This is a genomic window from Agrobacterium sp. A3-95 (assembly GCF_053521785.1).
This window is the reverse complement of sequence record NZ_JBNWDR010000009.1, coordinates 42,596-62,241: the sequence shown is the minus strand read 5'-3', so window position 1 is coordinate 62,241 and position 19,646 is coordinate 42,596. Positions and strand designations below refer to the sequence as shown.

Annotated in this window: 18 protein-coding genes, 1 tRNA gene and 1 pseudogene; 4 read left to right on the top strand and 16 right to left on the bottom strand. The window is 56.9% G+C overall.

Going from position 1 to position 19,646, the window contains the following annotated elements; all coding sequences use genetic code 11:
* The first annotated feature begins 62 nt into the window (after positions 1–62).
* Both ACQZ5Y_RS21355 and ACQZ5Y_RS21350 read left to right on the top strand, forming a co-directional pair.
* A complete protein-coding gene (locus ACQZ5Y_RS21355; protein ID WP_003512607.1) occupies positions 63–212 on the top strand; it encodes a hypothetical protein in 150 nt (49 codons plus the stop codon).
* A 228-nt stretch (positions 213–440) separates the two neighbouring features.
* Entirely contained in the window at positions 441–1,121 is a 681-nt protein-coding gene (locus ACQZ5Y_RS21350; protein ID WP_236762858.1) for a hypothetical protein, read from the top strand.
* A gap of 96 nt (positions 1,122–1,217) precedes the next feature.
* On the opposite strand, the gene ACQZ5Y_RS21345 is transcribed toward ACQZ5Y_RS21350, so the two are convergent.
* Positions 1,218–1,754 (bottom strand): DUF1269 domain-containing protein, encoded by a 537-nt coding sequence (locus ACQZ5Y_RS21345; protein WP_003512604.1) that lies wholly within the window; start codon positions 1,752–1,754, stop codon positions 1,218–1,220.
* Positions 1,755–1,973: 219 nt separating this feature from the next.
* Between ACQZ5Y_RS21345 and ACQZ5Y_RS21340 the strand changes: the two genes are divergently transcribed.
* Positions 1,974–2,050: transfer RNA gene (locus ACQZ5Y_RS21340), tRNA-Pro, on the top strand.
* Between the two features lie 220 nt (positions 2,051–2,270).
* Positions 2,271–2,534, top strand: a complete 264-nt coding sequence (locus tag ACQZ5Y_RS21335) for a hypothetical protein (RefSeq protein WP_112402966.1) — start codon at positions 2,271–2,273, stop codon at positions 2,532–2,534.
* Between the two features lie 153 nt (positions 2,535–2,687).
* On the opposite strand, the gene ACQZ5Y_RS21330 is transcribed toward ACQZ5Y_RS21335, so the two are convergent.
* The 15 genes and pseudogenes from ACQZ5Y_RS21330 to ACQZ5Y_RS21260 form a co-directional block, all read right to left on the bottom strand.
* The gene (locus ACQZ5Y_RS21330) at positions 2,688–3,101 is read right to left on the bottom strand and encodes a hypothetical protein (protein ID WP_236762856.1); all 414 of its coding nucleotides are present in this window, start codon (positions 3,099–3,101) and stop codon (positions 2,688–2,690) included.
* Between the two features lie 171 nt (positions 3,102–3,272).
* The gene (locus ACQZ5Y_RS21325) at positions 3,273–4,688 is read right to left on the bottom strand and encodes a hypothetical protein (protein WP_174059855.1); all 1,416 of its coding nucleotides are present in this window, start codon (positions 4,686–4,688) and stop codon (positions 3,273–3,275) included.
* Between the two features lie 9 nt (positions 4,689–4,697).
* Complete coding sequence (locus ACQZ5Y_RS21320; RefSeq protein WP_174059854.1) at positions 4,698–5,168, bottom strand: hypothetical protein; 471 nt, start codon at positions 5,166–5,168, stop codon at positions 4,698–4,700.
* Positions 5,168–5,578, bottom strand: a complete 411-nt coding sequence (locus ACQZ5Y_RS21315; protein ID WP_174059853.1) for a hypothetical protein — start codon at positions 5,576–5,578, stop codon at positions 5,168–5,170. Before ACQZ5Y_RS21315 ends, ACQZ5Y_RS21320 begins: the two co-directional genes overlap by 1 nt.
* A 174-nt stretch (positions 5,579–5,752) precedes the next feature.
* The gene (locus ACQZ5Y_RS21310; RefSeq protein ID WP_236762852.1) at positions 5,753–6,016 is read right to left on the bottom strand and encodes a hypothetical protein; all 264 of its coding nucleotides are present in this window, start codon (positions 6,014–6,016) and stop codon (positions 5,753–5,755) included.
* 338 nt (positions 6,017–6,354) lie between these two features.
* A pseudogene (locus ACQZ5Y_RS21305) lies at positions 6,355–7,092 on the bottom strand (N-acetylmuramidase domain-containing protein); the annotation flags it as partial.
* A gap of 141 nt (positions 7,093–7,233) precedes the next feature.
* Complete coding sequence (locus ACQZ5Y_RS21300; protein WP_174059852.1) at positions 7,234–10,158, bottom strand: SGNH/GDSL hydrolase family protein; 2,925 nt, start codon at positions 10,156–10,158, stop codon at positions 7,234–7,236.
* A gap of 54 nt (positions 10,159–10,212) precedes the next feature.
* Positions 10,213–12,387: a phage tail protein gene (locus tag ACQZ5Y_RS21295; protein ID WP_174059851.1), complete on the bottom strand. Its 2,175-nt coding sequence runs from the start codon at positions 12,385–12,387 to the stop codon at positions 10,213–10,215.
* Positions 12,384–12,800: a DUF6950 family protein gene (locus tag ACQZ5Y_RS21290; protein WP_174059850.1), complete on the bottom strand. Its 417-nt coding sequence runs from the start codon at positions 12,798–12,800 to the stop codon at positions 12,384–12,386. Before ACQZ5Y_RS21290 ends, ACQZ5Y_RS21295 begins: the two co-directional genes overlap by 4 nt.
* A gap of 6 nt (positions 12,801–12,806) precedes the next feature.
* Positions 12,807–13,418, bottom strand: coding sequence for a hypothetical protein (locus tag ACQZ5Y_RS21285; protein ID WP_174059849.1), 612 nt, complete (start codon positions 13,416–13,418; stop codon positions 12,807–12,809).
* Complete coding sequence (locus ACQZ5Y_RS21280) at positions 13,418–14,191, bottom strand: hypothetical protein (protein ID WP_174059848.1); 774 nt, start codon at positions 14,189–14,191, stop codon at positions 13,418–13,420. Before ACQZ5Y_RS21280 ends, ACQZ5Y_RS21285 begins: the two co-directional genes overlap by 1 nt.
* 2 nt (positions 14,192–14,193) lie before the next feature.
* Complete coding sequence (locus ACQZ5Y_RS21275) at positions 14,194–17,412, bottom strand: C40 family peptidase (protein WP_174059847.1); 3,219 nt, start codon at positions 17,410–17,412, stop codon at positions 14,194–14,196.
* A 735-nt stretch (positions 17,413–18,147) separates the two neighbouring features.
* On the bottom strand, positions 18,148–18,477 hold the full coding sequence (locus tag ACQZ5Y_RS21270; RefSeq protein WP_419462429.1) for a phage tail assembly chaperone: 330 nt from the start codon (positions 18,475–18,477) through the stop codon (positions 18,148–18,150).
* Between the two features lie 8 nt (positions 18,478–18,485).
* Positions 18,486–18,902: a hypothetical protein gene (locus ACQZ5Y_RS21265; protein WP_174059846.1), complete on the bottom strand. Its 417-nt coding sequence runs from the start codon at positions 18,900–18,902 to the stop codon at positions 18,486–18,488.
* Positions 18,902–19,636 (bottom strand): hypothetical protein, encoded by a 735-nt coding sequence (locus ACQZ5Y_RS21260; protein WP_174059845.1) that lies wholly within the window; start codon positions 19,634–19,636, stop codon positions 18,902–18,904. The genes ACQZ5Y_RS21265 and ACQZ5Y_RS21260 overlap by 1 nt, the downstream gene beginning before the upstream one ends.
* Between the last annotated feature and the right edge of the window lie 10 nt (positions 19,637–19,646).

Genomic DNA, 19,646 nt, shown 5'->3' with positions numbered 1-19,646 from the left:
GAACCTTACATTATTTCATGCGTTTAGCCCGCGATCATGATTGTCAAACGGGGAGACATCCTATGACGCAGACGAACAATCTCTATTTCATCATTGGCGCACTCCTGGTGGTTCTTGTCGGCCTTGGAGCGTATGTCTGGCACGAAGAAAGCAAACCGAAGGGGATCGAGATGAATATCGGCCCGAACGGTGTTTCCGTGCAGGAAAACTGAGCACTTCCAGTAAAATGCGTAGCGGTTTCATGACTGAAACCAAGGCATTGAGCGCGTCCAACGCTTCGGTTCATTAGAGACGCACTATATGTCCGCAAGCGTCGCGCAAAGTTCGGCTATTAGACCGGGTGCATCCCAAGCTTGAGACGGCTGGGGATACACCCGGTCTTCTTATGAGAGGAGACGAAAGGCGGGATCGAGAATCTTCGCCGAGCCGGTTCGGTATGCATGACGTGTATCGGCCTGATCATGGAAACAGTGAGCGCAATGGTCTCCTCCGTCGACCTGTCCACACGCATCAATGCCACCAAACTCGCACTCAAGGCCATCAAGGAGCAGGAGGACAATTCCGCTTCGACCTCCTCGCCACGAACTGCGATCCTCGACTCCTACGGGATCGACACCTCGCCCTCCTCCACCAATACACGGCTGACACAGCTTCTGGCGCAATATGCGCAAGTCTCCGGCACTGACGCGGAGACCGACGATACCAGCACGCAGGCGCCCTCCGGCGACATTACGCAGGCCAGTTTCATGACAAGCCTGAAGGCGACGCTGGAAGAACTCTCCAAGGATCCGAGCAAATCTACGCAAGCCAAGGCAATGCTGGAAGCGCTGGCCGCTGGAACGCTGACAGCCTCCGATCCGACCGAAGGCGCAAAGATAAAAGCCTGGGACGTGGAGGCCGACAAGACAACCACCTCAAAACCGGCAACCGAGATTACCACGACCGGCTGGAGCGATTTTCTGAAGGACCACCTCAAGCGCGACGGTTCGGCTTATGCAAAGACTACTGGTGGCGCCTATGTCGACAGTATTTCCGGCGACAACGCATTTTTTGGCAATGTCGGCAGTCGGTATTATTATCTGACCTGGCCGCAGGCGAAAACCGGAACGCTGACGGTTTAAGCCAACGTTTCCGGCACGGGTCGCAAAGAGCGCCGCCGCACTTTCATAGATCTGCTGCGACATGAATCATGCCGCAGCATCGTCTCCCTGCATCGTTCAGACGGCAGGTGCTGCGGCTTGTTCCGTTCCGCCGGAAAGCGCCTTTTGCAGTTGCGCTTCCTGCTCTGGCGAAAGCGAGGTTTTGATGACCCGCCCACGAAGACCTTCCAGTTCCGCCATCACCTTTTCCGGCTGCACCTTGCGGATCAGCACGAACAACGCCGAAGATCCATTCGGGATGGTTTCACCCAGAGATTTGATGAAATCGTCGTCGATGCCATAATCCGTCAACGACCCCGCAAGCGCACCCGTTCCCGCACCGATCGCGCCGCCAATCGCAAATCCCGCGAGCGGATTGAGGAACAGCAGGCCAACGAGGCCGCCCCAGAGACCACCGGAGAGAAAACCGGAGCTTGCACCGATCGCCGTCAGATTGACGCTCTGCTTCAGGTGCACCTTGCCGTTTTCATCGCGAACGACGACGACGGCATCTTCCAGATCGACCAGATATTCCTTTTTCATTCCAGCAAGTTTCAGAAGGACCCGGTCGGCCTCTTCCGTTCCGTCAAAACCGACAACGACGAGTTCGGACATGTTTCATCTCCCTGAATTTTAGTTTCGCTTAGATTGGAACGCCAAAGAACACGGCAGGTTCCCGCCATGATGGAAGGATGATGTGTCACGCGTTTGACGGGCAACATCTTCGGGAAGAAAGTCCCCTACCCACCGTCCACAGCCTTTGTTCCTTTTTTCAAGAAAAGGCTATTTTCCGCTTGCGCCCTAACAGGCTTATATATAAACGGCTTTCAGGTTCGGAGCGTAGCGCAGCCCGGTAGCGCACTTGACTGGGGGTCAAGGGGTCGTGGGTTCGAATCCCGCCGCTCCGACCATTAATTCAAAGACTTGAGGCATCCCCCACCCTCAAGCAGTTTACACGAAAAGAACCGGTTTACAGTTGCTGTTCACCAAGGGTTCTTTTCCGCGCTGGGCGGCGCGCTCCATCACATGCGGCAAAACGAAACTCTGTCACCGGAGGGAAAGCCCGTGCGCGATGATGAGAAATACCAACGCAGACATTTCTGGATGAGAACGTGGAAGGGAGAGCGAGCCTTGAACGGCGAACTTCTCAACGACTTCGTATGCATTGTCGAGGGGGAGATTGTCGGCCGAATCTCTGAGCAAGAGACAGGCCCGATGCGCGGCACCTACAAATGGGATGGAGGGCACTCAAGGCGCATCAGGGTCAACGTGCTTCCACAGGGCGGCTATGTGCCGGACGTGCACGAGGCGGCACGTAAGGTGGAAGATCACTATGACATGGTGAGAGAAGCGGCTGGGCTGCCGCCTGTCGTTGGTGTAAGGGTGAAGGCATGAGCGACCAGAACATCAAGGCCGGCGACGGCGTACACGAGAATCACTGGTGCGAGCATCCGGGGTGTAAGCGCTGGGGCAGTTTTGGCTTCAGCCGGTCTAAGGCAGACAAGCCATCGTGGCACTGCATCGAGCATTACCCGGAGCGGGGCATGCTCAAGGCCGCTGGCCCTTCTCCATCCGCTGCAAGATGACCTTTATCTCGCGAAGGTCACCAGACTGCTGAGATAGCTGGGTCTGGATGTCCTTGACTGTCGAAGCAATACCCGTCGTGGCATTCTCGTTGGTGGTGAGCCGGAAATTGAGGCTGTCTGTTAGGCTGGTGAGCTTTCGAACATCAGCCTCGACGCTCTTGAACTTCTCGTCGTTCCTTGCCTCATTCGCCTTAACGTCCACAAGGCGCTCCTTGTGCAGCTGCTCGTGGTTCGTTCGCCAGCCCTGAAGCTCTTCTATGTCTCGGCTCTTGTCTACCCAGATTGCGATCCCGCCCCCGACCATACCGATGAGGGTGACAATCTGGATTATGGTATTGAGGTTCCATTCCAACTTAGGCGCGCGACTTATCTGCATGTTTGTATTCTCCGCCATCCGGTAAGCCTGCCCTTGAGATGCGATTGAAGAAGCCCCGGCCATAGGTCGGGGGAGAGCGTCAGAGTGAAACGAGAAACCAGAAAAGCACCCAGGCTGAGCCAGCCATGAAGCCATAGCGAAAGCTTCGCATTGATTTTTCTATATCCGTCATCAGTAGGTTCCGATCACACCGTTTGCACTGGTCGTGGTGGTGAGACCGGCAGGGGTAGAGCCTTTGAAGAGTATCTGTCCGTAGGATGTGGCTTCCACATCGATTTCGGAGTGGCCGCTGTAGGTAACACCATCAAGCCAGATTGTCGGGACGCGACCAGATGCGCCTTGATTGACCATCAATGTTCTTGAAGTCGCTCCAGAAGCGCGAGCTGAGCGGCCAAGAATACCACCAACGATCCACGCCAGCGATGCGTAGACGTAGTGAACGAGCCTATCCTGCGACAGATCATAATCCGGGTTCACAACCACCGTCCTTGAAGCATCATGGCCCGTGGAAGCGTTATTCGCCAGATTACCGCTGTTTCCATTACGACGAGCGCGGCAATCAAGCTCTGCCTTCCAAGACTGGTTTAGAGTGTTCCCGGCCGCCCCAGCATAGGCAGAGAAGCCGTCGCCGGTCGTATTGTACGCGCCGCATTTGCTGAACAGCCCGTAACCCATCATGTTCATGACGAAGCCATCAAGCCCCGTCGCCTGAGACGTGCATTCGTTGAAATACGCCTTGCCGGTGTTGTCGGGCATAAAGGTGTAATCGATCTGCGTATTGTAGCCGCCGACGAAATCAATACCCTTCGCCCAAAAGACTTGGCCGGAAAGCTGCGGGCCAAAGGCAAAGCTGCCTGTGCCAATTGCCGTGGGGATGATCTTGTTGTCAGGCGCGCGACCGTCTGCCGTTCTGACGTAAAGCGTGGTGGTGCCGCTATCGTAGAAATACTGTCCAGCGGTCAAGGTCGTGGCCGACGCGCCTAGTGCCAGAGGTTCATATTCTCGCTTGTTAGCAGGCGATCCAGCAACGATGCGAGACAGGTCTACGACATATCCCGGCGCAGATGGGCAAGGAGTTGAATAAATCGGCGGGTTCGCGGTCACCGTCCATGTGAACGATGCTGTATTGGCAACAGTGTTTGCGCAGATGACACGACCAGGACCGGAAGGTTCGATCACGACCGATTTCCGGCAGGTGACGCCGTAAAGCCCCTGTGTGCTGCCGCTGTAGATGATGTCCCCAGCACTGGTGTCAATGACAATCTTGCCGACAAGCGCCTGAGAAACACCATCGTTGATGATGCGGTTCATGGCGCGGCTTAAAGTGGCAAACGCCGTTGCAGGCGATGTACCCGCCGCTGCGTCACTGCCACCCGGCTTCACGTAGTACGTCGATCCGGTGATCGCGGGCTTCGATTTCTGGTCGTCGTAGTCGTGGACGAATAGCCCGTTATTTTTGTAAACGTTCACCCCAAAGACCGAAGATAGAAACGAAAAGGCAGCAATTGGCATATCCACTAGATCGCCTTTGCTAGTCCCAGACGGCGGCACCAGCGGCCAGTTATTCAAGATCGCGCGAGATACCATTGGTCTATCCTATGAAGGGCGGCGGGCGAAGCAGTTGACGTAGACGCCGGCGGGAGCGAAGCCGAACAGCGTCAAGACGAGACCGAGCAGCGCCGTGGCGAGAGTGGGGAGCATGATTGATTTGGCGACCTGTTTAACCACGAACTGCGTCTGCGCGGTCGTTGTCGAACCCTGAACGATTGTGGCAACGTTGATGTAGCTGGCGCCAGTAGGAGTCTCAGCGATGGCAGCGCAGATCGGCGCAACTTCAAAGGCTGGAGAGAATACCCACGTCGCCACACCTGAAGCTCCTGCCACCTGAATGCGCTTGCACTGCACCGCGGGTGGAAGATCGCTCTCGTTGGCTTTCTCTGCCAGTTCTGATGCCACCATGGACGTATCAGCTTTGCCAGGCATAGCCGTTTCCACTTTGCCGAGGCGGGCGGATATAGCGCTCAGTGCGGCCTCGGTCACCGCCGCTCCATAGCCAAGCGCAGACATTACAGGCCACCGATGACCGAGTTCATGGGTGCAGGAGTACCGCCGCTGATCGACACACGCATGACAGAGCCTTGGGCAACGCCGATCGCCTTCGAGCCATTGGCTGTCAACGTCACATCAGCGTTTGCGCTGTCCTTCACATTATTCCACGTCGCGCCATCAAGCCCGAGATACTGCAGCGTGGCCGTAGCACCGTTCCAGTTGGCCGATTCCGCGCGCCAGATATAATCACCGCCGGAGATCGGCCCGACCTGAGAGCCGGTTGCGGTCGCGCCAGCAAGCAGCGTGTATTGCTTCTTGTCGCCAGCCGGAGTGCCATCTGGGCTATACGCAACGACGCCTTGCGCGTCGAGAAGATTGCCGGCCGCCCCCTGATAGGTGACTGTGTCAAATCGCTTGGTAGGTGCCATTATTTCGCTCCTGTGAGTTCGTCATGGCGCGCGCACTCGCCGACGGTCCAAACCTTGGCGCCGCAAATGCCGGCAACCGTTTCATCAATTGCATCCTGATCCTTGGGTGATGCGCCCCGAGCGCCAACGAGAGACGTTCCGAAGATTGACCGGGCTGACTGGTTCAACCGCTCCTTACTGGCAGCGACCTGTTGCGTTGAGGTACACGCCGCCACGCTCACGGCACAGGCGACGATTGACGCGAGCCTTATCAGCTTCATTGGTGAGTTCTCCGATTGCCTTGTTGGTTGCAGCGTCGAGTTCCGCACGCTCGATCAATCGCGCCTCTTGCTTAGCCCAAGGAAGCCACCAGACGGCGTTGATGGTGGTGAACAGCAGACAGGCCACAATCGCTCCTGCAGCCGCGCCAACGGCGAAACTGATCTTGTCTGTGATCATGCCTGTTCCACCGTCTGCTTGCTCTTCCACCAGCCGTAGACGCCCCAGATCGTAAGACCGAGACCAATGGCGCCCGAGACGGCCAGCATCCCGTTCGCGATGGTGTTCGCCAGATCCGAGTTGATGCCGGTGACATAGGTTGCGAGTTCTGCAATCTGGTCGCGTGCGGCAGTCACCAGCGCCAGCGGGCCGAAGTTGCGCGCTGCGTTCTTCACTTCCGGCACCTGCGCGATGCCGAGATTGCCAGGCTTCTCATCCGCGGACACCTGAAACTCTTTCAGCTTGCGCATGGTCTGCGGACCGGCAACGCCGTCGATCGTCAGGGAGTTTTCATCCTGAAAGCTGCGTAGCGCCCGATCAGTGGCAGGGCCGAAGTCGCCATCGGCCGGAACGGAATGGCCGGCGCGCGTGAGGAGTACCTGAATTTCGCGAACCCCTGCGCCTTTGGAGCCGAGGCGCAACATGCCTACGGCACCAGAAGCTACCGGTTCTTTTCTCGCATAGCGCTCATATGCGGCGGCCATCTTCGTGTCGTAGGCGTTCTTCTTGTAAGCAGGGCCGTTATAGCCGCGAGCGAACCCGGCCCAGTCCTTACGGCTCAGCGCCCCGAGGAGATTGTTCGTCTTGATGAAGCGAACCATCAGATCGACCTGGCCCTCTACGCCGCTGCGGGCCGCTTCGAACAGATCAATTACCGTTGGATAGCCGAGTGCTTTCCAGTGGCTCCCCATGACCTGCCCAACGCCGAAGGACGTGCTTTCCAGTGCTGCCTGCTTGTCGATCATCATTGCCCGTCCAAGAAGCTGCCAGCGGTCTTTCTGCGATGCCGGGTTCTTCACTCCACCGACGTTCGGGGATGCAAGACCGAGACGCCGCGCCTCCTCACGACGAGACGCCGTCACCAGCCGGTCAAAGTAATGCCCCTCAAACCGAATGATCGGCATTTCCTTGCCGTCGATATCCGCAAAGACAACGCCGTTGCTCTCGACCTCGACAACAGCCTTCAGCGCCGCCGGGTCGATACCGTGCACGCTCGCAACTCGCTCGATCGAGCGCGCGACATCAGCCTTCAGCATGAGGCTTCTCCTGATTGTGGTTATGGGTGCCGGGTTACGGCGCAGGAAAGGCGCGCCGAAGCGAGCCTAGATGGTTGACGCCTTGGTCGAGGGATATTCCAGCGTCAGGTCAGGCGGAGCCAAACCATTAGAATTAACAGCTTAGTCAAAACTCTTGACCAAGGCGGCGCCAATTTCCGACAGCTCAAGCGGCCACGGGTGGTTATAGAGGTTCTGCATGCACATGCTCTTCGGGGAACGACCGATCGCTCCTTCAAAACCGTTGCCCGAGATTTCGAAGGTGGAGACATAGGCCGACCCCGTATCAATGGCAGCCATTATGAGGTCATCGTGCGTCTTGCGCCAACTGTCGTAGACGGAAGCGCGACCGATTTCATTGCATCGCGGAGGTGTCAACACGATCACCTCCATACCAGCAGCCTTAGCTTGCTGGATGATGCTGACGACATTGGCATAAGTCGACGTCGAACCCAGCTCATTCATCCCGAAAGCAAGCACCATTAGGGCCGGACCTTCCGACAGGACGCGGTTTAGCCTCGTCGGGTTCAGACCGTTGTTGCCGGTGTTTGCCGAAGTGGTCCCTGACCAACCGAAATTGAGATAGGTGATAGCCGAGCTATAACGCGTCTCAAGAGCTGCCTTCAGCACCCAGTTCCAACCAATATGAACGTGAGCGCCAACACCACCAGGGCCATCAAAGACCGGTATGGTTGCCCTTGTATCTGCTGGCATGCCAGATATCCATGACGCCATGTCTCGCAATGCGCCATCCGGTTCAATGCCGCCACCACCAATAGCGGTGATACTGTCGCCGTATCCTATCAGCTTCCAAGCAATTCCCGCACGAAACGCTTTCAGGGTCTTAGCCAGACAGGAACGGTTGTAGGCCATACGAGCAGCAAAGTCAGACTTGAGATCGTCCCTCACCATCCGATGATGATGCATGAGAGGGATAAGATCGGCCCCATAACGGGTGACGAAGGCACGGTAGAGCGGTATGTTTCCAGCTGGCGCTACCGCAGCGTAGTAATCCGGATCGCGGACCCGGTCCGTCCCTTTCGTCACCACCACAGCCCTCGTAGTAGGATTCAGAGAAACCATGTCGTAACGCTGGGAGTGACCGGTGATGGTGTAGTTCACGTCAAAAGGCGTTCCAGCAGCCGGCAACCCAACCGCGCCCTGGTCTGGGTAGACGACATAGTCTGTACCCTGCATCAGCGTTACACCGTCCGAAATCCGAACCAACGTCACATCAGATATGTACTGATCGAACGTCGGCAGAACAGGGGAAATCCCAGAGGTCGGCAGAAGAGCAAGGGAAAGTGTCCCTGTCCGAACCGTGGACGCCGGAGCATCGAAGTTCAGTGTGGTCTCCGGCGTCTTTACGCGACCAGATGGGCGGCGCGTCTCGGTTGGCGGTATCTTGGCGGTGAAGCCGATCAACGTCCGGATCTGATAATCGGTCGAGATAACAGCGGGGGCGATCGGCGTTTCCGGCACATCGTTAGGCTGGTAGGACGACTTGTTGAGCCGAATGGAAAGTCCGGTTGTCGCATTGAACGCCGACCAGCTGGGTGGTGCTGCTGTCGTGTACCAGCCACGCACCCACTGCGGCGAACCGCTCGGCTGGCTCGTATTGGCCATAGCGATAATCGCAGCGCTCATCGTTGCGGTCTTGCCCGTCAGCTCGAAGCCGTAAAGATATCCTGGCTGCATGACGGCGAGATCGGAAAGGTCGATTGTCGCCGTGCCAGCAACATTGGCAGCCAGACCGGCATCCGCAATCGGCACCAATTTATCAAGCACCACGATGTCAGCGGAATCATTCCCGAATGCTGCCGTAGTGGCTGCATCCGTCCTTCTCTGGTAGACACGCAGATAAACAAAGGCGCAGTCGGCCGCCACATGGAATGGCAGGACCACGCTCGCCCCGATCGTCGGCTCGGTGATCTCGATGCCTACCTGCACCCCGCGGAAATTGTTGCTCAGCGCATACCGTCCGGCAAAGCCAGTATCAGCGGCGGCAACGTCATAGCGGGCCGAGAAATTCCCAGCCAGCGCCGCGACATTCCCTTGCAGCACATCGACCCCGCGTGCCGAACTCTTGTTAAGGCGGAATGTCAGCCTGGAAGCCGACGATACTGGTGCAGTATTACCTGCAATCGCGCGTACCCAGCCGCGCTCCCATTGGGGGTGAGTGCCACTGTAAGACGATGCAGCACCGGCGATCGGCGCAAAGGCTCCGCCCGAAGTGCGGGCAACCAGCTCTACACCGTAAATAAAGCCGGGAACGACAGCCCCAAGGGCGGATAGGTCGATACGGACATGACTGAAAGTGCCAACGGCTTGGCTGACCTCTGACACAGGGACGGTACGACTATAGATTTCAGCATCACCAGCAAGGGAACCCATAGCGGTAGTGCTTGACGCATTGGCGACCGATCTCTGCCACACCCGGAGTTCAAGATAAGAGACTGTCGCGCCGATGTTGAGAAGAGGCTCTATGCTATCAACGATCATGACCTCGGACGGAGACCATGCGAAAATCCAACCGGAGAAATCAGCTGGTGCCCAGGCAGCAATACTGTCTACCCGCGACGCCGAAACTGTTGCAGCGCTCGCCTTAAGAGCCGGGGCCGAAGTTGTGGCGACAGCCGCATTTGTCTTTACCTGCACACGGGCGATTTCCGACCTGATTGCGGCAGAATCGGTCGGATCGCCAGTCCTCTTCCACGCAGATCCAGACCAACGGTAGGTGCCACCATTTGGCACAGTCCCACCCACGACTGGGTCAGTGTGTGTGCCGGTGTCTACGGCCGGGACGTAGCCGGGCTGACCCACACGGGTTCCTGGGGTAGCAACGAGTTCAGCCCATGTGGCAGCGTCTATATCTCCCGCAGCCGCAGCCGCAGCATTATCCTTAGCCTCATCGATTTGCTGCTGCAGCGTCGTCGCAATCGCCCCCCTGATCTCACTCTTAGGCGGATGCGATGGGGAAATGCTTGGACCGTCAGCGTAGACCTGATTGAAGACGTTTAGGATTTCATTCGCCATGCTCTTCTCCATAGAAGATCGCTCCGGCGATCAACCAGAGGCTCAATTTCAATGTTGCTAATTCGATTATCCGACGGTGAAAGCACCGGTTGCTGTCGGCGCGCTTTCGACGCCGGAACGATTGACCGATGTTATCCAGCCGTATCGCGTTCCCGCGCTAATTGACCTTTCAGCGCTGTCGGGTGCGTTGGGACCGCCATACTCAACAGGACCAAGGAATGATGCGGTCGCAAAGTTATTGACCGTGTTCCAGTAAATTTTCGCGCCGGCGTAATTCGAGCTATTTGGGGCAGTCCACGAGAACAGCGCTGTACCGACGCCTGTAGAGACAGGGTCGACATCAACCACACCCGGAGGATTTGGGTCAGACGTAGACGTTACGGTCTCCGTAGCCGACCAATCACCAGTTTTGCCATTGGAGGCAGTAAAGGCAGCCTGCACGTCCAAGACCTGATCTGATGGCACTATGTCCGTGGAGACAGTGATAAAGCCTCCAGACGGCTGCATATCCGCAAACGCTTTAGTCACCCAATCACCTGGGCTGCCGCCACCCGTGTTTGCGATCCGGTACCGCACCATAGGCGTCAGACTTCCATCGTCCGGCTGATCGATGCGGACTCGCAGATAAACGGAGCCGCCGTTGGCTTCGACAACGACAGAATTGACGACCGCCGTTTCAATTTCGTCGGCGTTCAGGCGAGTAGGAACCGGCGGCGCGCGCCCCTCGTCTATTGCCGGGTTCCAATCCTCAATATTTTCCGGGTGTTTGATGAAGTCCATGGAGAACCCGCCCTGCAAAATTGACAGTGTGGATTTCCTGTTTTCGATCAACTGACCATTCAGGCGCGGCAACATGTAAGGTGCATTCACCCTGACCCACCGCGCATAAACGGCGTTGATGCCTGACAGGCGAACGATCAGATTACCGCGTATCTTTTGCCTCACGCGAAGCCAGTCACGCTTTCCAAGGCGTCTTGCCTGGCGCCACTGGTGGCACCACTGATAATCAGCCTCCTGAGCCAGAACGCGGCCTGCGGTTATTTGCGCAGCCACATCCTCAAAGAAGTCCGTATCGCTCGTAGCGTAGCCGGTTGCCGGATACGTGAATTTCGGGATGAGGCGGTTGATCTCGTCTTCGAACAGGACATCATATTCGATCTGGTGTCCGGTTATATCGGCGTCAGTCAGCGTTACGACACGGCTTTCGCGGAATTTTCCTACCGTGAAAAGAAGAGCGCCGTCCCCTCGTTCACAAATCCAGCCATCGCACGTCGCGAGGATTGCATTTGTCCCAACCTTCGGATCGTTTTCCGTCGTGTCGAAGCCGTTGCATTCGTACCGTTTTTCCGTCCCGCCTCCCGCGAGAGAAACATCCTCATCGCAAACATTGGCCTCTTCGATCCACATATCGATAACCGGAAGGATCGCCCGGTTAAAATTACGTTTGTGACCGAACTCATTGAAGCACTGATGCCAGCACATGATGAGGGCGGAGTTTCGCGACCAAACCCAAGCCGCCGGGTTGCCGGGGTCAGAACTGATGCGGTAATCGAAAACATAAGCGAGATCTGCCTCAACGGAGAGCTGAGGCGCACCGTAGGGGAACCGGGTATTCTGATCCTTGGCGGCCGCATTTGTGGCGATGTAGGCGATCGACGCTTGACCGTCGCCACGGTGATTATTTGTCCAGACGCCGCTTGCGCCCAATTCCCCTACTATCTCATCGTATGGCGCTTCCGGGAAGTTTCCGTATCTGCGTAGGATCTGGACGTTTGACCCGTACCGATCGCCCTCGGTCGTAACGCCACCGCCATTTACCTCTACTTCGTCCTCATGCAGCCAGTAGCGGTTCACACTCTTGATACGGTGACCGGCAATCGCCTGGACCGAGAACAGCTTCGACCCCTTAGCCGTCCAAAGCATTTGCGCGCCGCCCATGCGACAACGACCAACGCCCCATTGCCGATATGGGATAGACTGAATTTTCGGAACGCGGCCATCTTCCGGCTTCGGTGGCTTAGGTGCCATGAGAGCTTGAATGCCGATCGTCAACGCTGTGACGGCAATTGCCGAAGCAATCGACGCATAGGTGATCGTGGTGCCGGCGATCGTGAAGCCAGCTGTCCCGAACACTGCCGTGAAGATTGGCGTGAAAATCGGATCAAAGACGACTTGGCTGTAAAGGCTCGTCGTATGGCACAAGCCATATCGCTGAAGCATCATCTTTTGATGGAAGCTCACAGGGGAAATCTCCACGCTGCCACAAAGTCAGCTTTCGTTGCCCGCACACCAGCGGGAGAAATAGAAGCCCAGAGAGGCCCAAAGCGGATGGCGCCGACAAGCGCCTGATGCATTTCGGAAGAGTTCTCGCCCGCCATCATGATGACGATACCAACGTCACCGTCTTGTGGGTTCTGCACACGGCGCGCCCCTATCGTTGAAAGCTGCCTAGAAGCAAACGCAACCTCGCCCCCATATTCGGCTATGAGCGCGTGCGCCTCAATCCGGCTGCAATACGCGCCCCGATGCTCCGCCGCCGGATCAATACCTTTCTGGTCAAGGCACCAAGAGGCAGGGAACGTGAAACAGTCGTCGCCGCCTATTCCGCCCCATCTGAACCGATGTGGCAGAGCCAGAAACTCATGAATGTTCATGGTGCCTCAGTAGTTGGGCCAGACCGGGTTTATGGCGCGTGCCAGTTCGCCTGTTCGGCTGCAAAACTCATCCGTTGGCGAAATCGCCTTTTGCATTGCATCCGACCACAGCACCCTTGCGGCCCGAGACCGAGTGTTCTCACCGGCAACGACGGATAGGCCGAGAGAGAGCGTTGCGGTATCACCGGTTTTGGTCGGCTGCCTGGCTTCTTTGGTGTGTGAGGCTATGCCGGTCCAGATCGGAATGACCTTGCTCATCGGCTGGTAGTATTGATCAAGCGTGGTCAACCCGACCTGCACAAGAGCGCCGCGAACTGGCGGGATGCTGTCGAGCATCGCCGCGCCGGTCGCCGGGTCGATACCAGACACCGAAAAATCAACTGCGTCCGACGTCCCGTTGACCAATACCTCGAGTGAAGGGATGCCAATCAGACGCCCGCCGCCGAGATAAACTGTTCCGTCGGCATCAACCCCGTCGAACCCGGCTGGGACATCGTTCACTCCGAACCACATATGCAACGCTGGTTCTGTCCCGATGCGCAGGAAGACGCCCAACTGGTGAGACCCACGCTGCGCCTCAATGATTGCCGAAGGCACATAGTCCACCGAGTAGGCCATCAGAATGCCTCCACGAAATGGATGCTCGGGCGGGATGAATACCAGCCCTCATAGTCCCAAGGGATAGTCTCTCCTTTGGCAATCTTCATGACGCATGTTGGCCTTGCGGCCTCGATACGAGTGCCGGCCGCCGTCGCCTCCCTTAAAGGAGGGCTGATAGCTAGCTTGTAATCCTTGAAGGACAACTCAACTCCATCAACGATTTCCGTGCCTTCGTTAAGCTTGTCGCTCTCCCAATAACGCCACGCCCGCCAGCCCTTAGACGACGCCCCATTCTGGTCGTGATAGATGGAAAGCCAGTCCGACCAGCGTAAATCGCGAGACGCGCCATAGACCCGCATCGTTATTTGCCCCGCGTTAAGAGGAGCATTTTCAAGCAGTTTGCCCCAGACGGTTGCCTGTGAGTAACCGGAATCGTCAGAAAACAGCGCTCCATCAGAGTGCGGTATGCCGTCAACGATGGGCCGCACCGTACCGCGGATGAATGGAAATGGACCGATCTTGTCATTAACGATAGGCACGTTGATGAAGCGAAAACCGCCGTTCAGTCTGGCGCCTAGCCAATTGATGATTTCATGCCGCTCGTCCGGCCCTTCCAAAACCATGGCTTCGTAGGAGGCGGTGACAAGCCCGCCCCCCGCTGTTTCGATCGTGATGGCTTGCCCGACGCCGTCAACGCCTCCGTCGACGCCGCTTCCGACGTTGTCGAATGACGCGCGCTTCGGGCGGAGATAGGAGACGGGGAACATCGGCTGGTTGATGTATGTAGCCACCGCTATCCCTTTCGAGCACTGTATTGCTGGTTCATTGAGCCGAAGCCACCACGCGCTTGATCAATCTTGTCCTGCTGGATTGCCTCACGAGCGCCTTGCAGAGAAAGCTCCCTGATCTGCGCATCGGTATTTGCACCCTGCACGTAGACGTTCAAAGGACGAGGCTGATATTTCGAGGCATTGTCGTCGTTAGCTCCAGCGACCATCGCTCGGCTCTTGTTATTGTTGAAAACCTGCGCGCCCTGAGGAAGATCAACCAACTCAGGCCCCTGTTCACCAACCACGGCAAGACCACCTGGCGCATAACTCGTGCCACCTGCGAACAGGCCCGTGATCTTTCCAGACTTGGCGGCATTCCATTGAGCGCCACCACCTCCGAATAGCCCTCCAAGCCACGAGAAAAGCCCACCACCGCCCCCGCCTTTTGCTGCCGCAGGAGCCGCAGGAAAGAAGCTAGACGATAGAGACTGACCAAGTTGGCCCAAGCCTTGCGTTGCCGCACCAGAGGACGATGCTAGATTTCCGAGGGCATCTGCCGCCTCTGTTGCCCTCCGTACTTGAAGATCTGACGCGTTCACCCATGCATTGCTGACAGCGTTGTTTTGGTTGCCAGAGAGCATCTCCAGTTGCCGCTGCCCACCCAACATCCTAGATGCGCCGGTAGCGAACCCAACGTGGCCGCCTGGCTGCCCAGCGCCCAGTCCTCGTGATTGCAACAAGACATCGCCACGCAACACGCTGCTTGGATCGACAGCCTTTCCCCACTTCTGGAAAGAGTTGGCGACGAGAGACCCGGAACCATTCACGCCTACCTGTTCAAGCGATGAGTTGACGAAAGCAGCGCACCAAGCCGTTTGAGCCGCATCGATATCAACACCACCTTTTTTCAAGAAAGAGTTGATGTCTGCGCGGCCTGACTTCTCACTCTTGCCAAGGAGACCAGAGGCTAGATCAACGGCGGATCCTGTCGATGTGACGCGGTTATCGTTCGATGCGCCGCCGCCCATAACAGCCGATGCAACGCCACCAGCAATACCAACGCCGCCGCCAGAACCGCCTTTCCCCCCGGTGAGCCAATCCGCAAACATATTGCCGATGCCGTCGAATACCTTCTCCCACATCTTGGATGCAGAGTTCTCAAGCGACGTCTGTATGCCTTTTAGAAGCGCCCTGCCGATATTGTGACTGCCGGAAATCAGCTCGCTACTGAACGCAGCGCCGAACCCCTTGGCAGCATCCTTGGCTTCCTGCCAGTCCAGTTGCTGTTTTATCCTCTTGGCATTGGCGCCATTAAGATCCTCCGGCAAATTGTACTGGCGAAGTGTCGTCGTAACCTGCCGATCGCGGCTACTCAGACGCGCATCAGACGCTTGCTGGCTCATCTCGAAGCCAAAGCGAGACTGATTATAAGCGTCTGTCAGCCGGCCGAGTTCAGCTGCGCGCTCCTTGATCAGATCAAGCTCGCGCTGATCGACCTCTATACCCTGCCGAGCTGCTTCAAGTCGAAGGGCAGATGTAAGCTCGTATTCCTTGCGCAATGCAGCCGCAGCGCCGCCAGTCTTGCCGACGAGATCAATCTCTACCTGCTGGTCAGCAAGAAGTTTGTCCAGATTTCTCTGGCGCTCCTTCTGGCCGTCATTGATGGACTGATTAGCACGGCGATATGCCAACTCCGTCTGCTGACTGATGCGCAAGTCCCGAGTTTCAGGAGACTCCTTCGGGTCGATCGGTTCGGCCATCAGGCGCCTGCGCTCGGCATCAGCTATCTGGCGAGGAGAACGAGCGCCGATCCCGGCAACGTCAGCATCAAAACGCCGCGTTAGGCTCAAGCGAGCATAATCGTTATCTGCCTGATATTTTGCTGCATTGTTGGCAGACTGGCGGTCCCATTGGCTCTGGCTACGAGATATTTTCTCCAGCTCGTCGCCAGTCTCCCGAAGTGCGGCAGCCGCATCGGAAGCGCCTTTCGTCATCTCCAACAGAGAGCGAACAGTCTTCTGCAGCTTTTCGTTCGCCGGGTCCTGGTTAGCGATCTTGATGATTTCTTCGTTGAAACCGAGAACGTCGGCCTTGCCCGTTTTAGCGGCATCCGCGAATTTGAGAACAGCGCCAGCCGCAGCCCCGTACTGTGCCTCAAGACCCTTCAGGGCAAGCTTGTATCCCGCGTCACCAGTCTGGCCACCAGAAAGAATAGCTGCGGCGAGACCATCCGCATCTGCGCCGCCGCCGGTCGAGACGCCGAGGCTTCCACCGATCCCCTTCAGCTGAGAGGTCATGCTATTATTCAGCAGGAACTTGTCACGGTTCGTCAAAAACGAGATCTGTGCCTGCGTGTATTGGCCAAAGCCAGATCCACGGCTTTCAACACCGTTGTCGTAAAGTTCCTTGATACGCTTCAGCGTTGCTTCATGGTTCTCAAGAGCGACCTGAGCCTTGTTGGCTCCGTTGAACGCGTTGACACCGAAGCTCACTGCCGCTGCTGCTGCCGTGGTAAGGCCGATAGCGATCAACGATACTGGGCTTAGAATAGCTGAAAAGCCAGCGGCAAGCCCTGCCAGCGCCTGCTTCGTGGTCTGCCCTGCGAATGCCTGTGCGAACTGCGGTCCTTGCTGCAAGCCGACCTGACCAGCGCCCATATAAGGGGCAGTCGAGAGGGTGTCGAACAACTGTGCGGCGATGTTGCCGGGGTTGTTCTGGTTGCCGAAGCTGCCACCACCGGTCCGCCCACCGCCGCCACCTGCCTGCTGACGCCCCTTGAGCGCAGCGATACTCGACAGTGCGGCCTGACGTTCGCGACCAATAGCAGCCGCCATCTCATCCGCAGAGATCGCGCCCAGACGCTGCGCCTGGCGTATCTCCCCCAGAGCAGTCTTGTAGCTCTGCAGAACACTGAATACAGGATTGAATTTACTCCGAAGCCGGTCCAGCTCCTGCCCGTAGGCTGCTATATCTTTGCCACGATCCGCAAAATTGGTGCGAACGTTAAGAGACCGCTCGATTCGCTGAGATAGCGTTTCGGCACTAGCGGCAACATTGCCCAGCGCGCGCGAGATTTGAACTCCAGCGCCAGAAACACGGGTTACGGCCTGAGATGCACTTTTCCCCATGCGATCGACAGCGGACTCGGTACGCGCAGCAGCCGTGACCAGACTATCCAGTTCTGCGGCAGCCTTCCCAGCAGGAGAGCTATCGATAGCGAAGCCTAGCGTCGCTGTCGTCATGGGCTTTACCTTTCGGTCCGGAGGAGTCTATGGTCGCAAGAGTTGAAGGGGAATGCAGTGCTCAGACTTATTTTGACCAGCCTATTGCTCATTGGGCTAAAGACGACTGCTTATTCTCAACAGACGATTGATGGTTCTGAGGCTGGGTTTGATCAATCGTTGCTGAATACGATCGCCGCGGCTATGCAGCCGCCAAACTCAATGCCGAGGAAGGTGATGATAAAGGGGCTTAGGCGCGCTAAGGTTGACCCGACGACGATATGCGGTTCTGTCACTGTTGAGGACAGATATGGCACGTTTGCAGACTTTAAGCCTTTCGTAATCTACGCCGGAACATTCTACCGACAGGACGCAGACGTATGCCAATAAAATCAGCTAAGGCATCAATTCTTGTTGCAGCCCTAGGAATAATCGCTGGGTGCAACACTGTCGAGAATAGATACATCGATGCTACTGGCGTCCATGGCCGCGGACAAACGACCTTTGGCGCGACCCAGGAGGACGGTAAGTTTTCTATTTCAGACTCATCGTCCACTTGCGCAGGTAGCTTTCCCCACTGGCGGAACGCGACCGTCGTTTTCCCCGTATCGTGCACCGACGGCAGATCAGGAACGGTTACGATGACTAGGCCGATGACAAATGCCTCGATGGTTGCTGGCGAGGGAACTATCCAGTTTAACAATGGGACATCAAAGAGGTTCATGTTCGGCCGAGCCGATAGCATTTGATTTTCATTCACGCTTTGAACAAAGCGTCGAACAAGCCCGGTGAAAGTTCTCGGTCATTCACTTCGGGCCGTCCACTATTCTCAGATTTCTGTTTCTCATAGTAGAGTTCCATCCTGACCGCATCCAGAGCCATGATTGCATCCACCTCCCATTGAGATGGATCAACCTTTCTCCGGCGCGACCAGGCATCAAGCTCGTGCCATGATATCGGGTTTATGCCGTACCCGGTTCCCGGTCTGGCCCGGTCCAGTTCCCTGAACCATTTCCAAACATGAGAACCGGCTGATGGTATCTTGATGGGGATATTTTTGTGCTGATCTCGGATGCACTGGCACAAGGCCTCGATCAGCTTGCGATAAAATCCGCGCGCGAAACCGCTTGGCTGTAGACCTGATCACCGATGAAAAAGAGCTTTGCGAAGAGCTTGCGCAGATCGTCTTCGTTGCATTTGAACTCTTCGTCACCGATTTTCACCACATCCGGCGTCATCGACACGCAGCACTTGGAAGCGTAGGCGAACCGGCGGAGCCGATCTTCCGCCATGGACGATTCCTCGATGTTCCCGGCATTGGATGCTTCGGCAGCGAACTCTTTCTGGACTTCGCTGACCGCGCGCTCTGCCCGCTCACTGTCTGGACCGACAATTTTTATCTTGAGGCCCATCGCTTTGCCGTTTGGCAGCAGGATATCTCGCTCCACGCCCTCCGACTGCCTCTTGGTGAAGTTGGAGAGGTAGGAAAGATCGAGTGCTTCAGTCTTCATCAAGCACCACCAATCGGAGCGACCGTGAGTACGGCGCTGTTGATTTCCACGTTGCCCTGAACCAGACGCGCTGTATTTGCGCCGCCGCCCTGTTCATTGGCAGACATCACGATGCCGTAGAAATACTTGACAGTGCCAGTCGGGACTGTGGTTGCCGTGTGCACTCCGCTCTGCGTGCCTGTCGTGGCGATCGCAGAGCCGCCGGGAGTTGCCGCAACACTGAATGCGTCTGTGGTCGGGTTGACGACATAGTACGTCGTGCCGGCCGTAATGCCTGTCGGCAGTGCACCAGTAGTGCTGAACTTGATCGGGGCGCCAGCCGTAAGGCCGTGGGCAGTCCAGGAGAAGACGCCGGGAGACGCGATCGTCACGGTGACAACTGAGACTTTGGGCGGCGGCGCATCATCGAAGCGAATACGGAAGGGGTAGTTGTATGGCGTTTGCGATGCGGCGATCAGTGCTATCTGGCCGACGTCATCCGGCAGGACGATGAAGTTGTTCTGCATCGACCCGGCATTCTTCGTGCCTTTTGCTTTGAGGTCGCGACCGGCAGAAATAACCGCTTCCGTGATAAGCGCGGCGGCATCGCCAACAGAGCCCATGGTCTGCCAGCCTTTGATTTCGGTGAACACCGTGGACGAGAACAGGTCTGCAACCATGTCCGCATCTTCAGGCACGCTGTTTACGGCCGGGCCAATGTCGAACTTGGCACCTGCTACAGGGTACAATTGCATCTCGCAATCC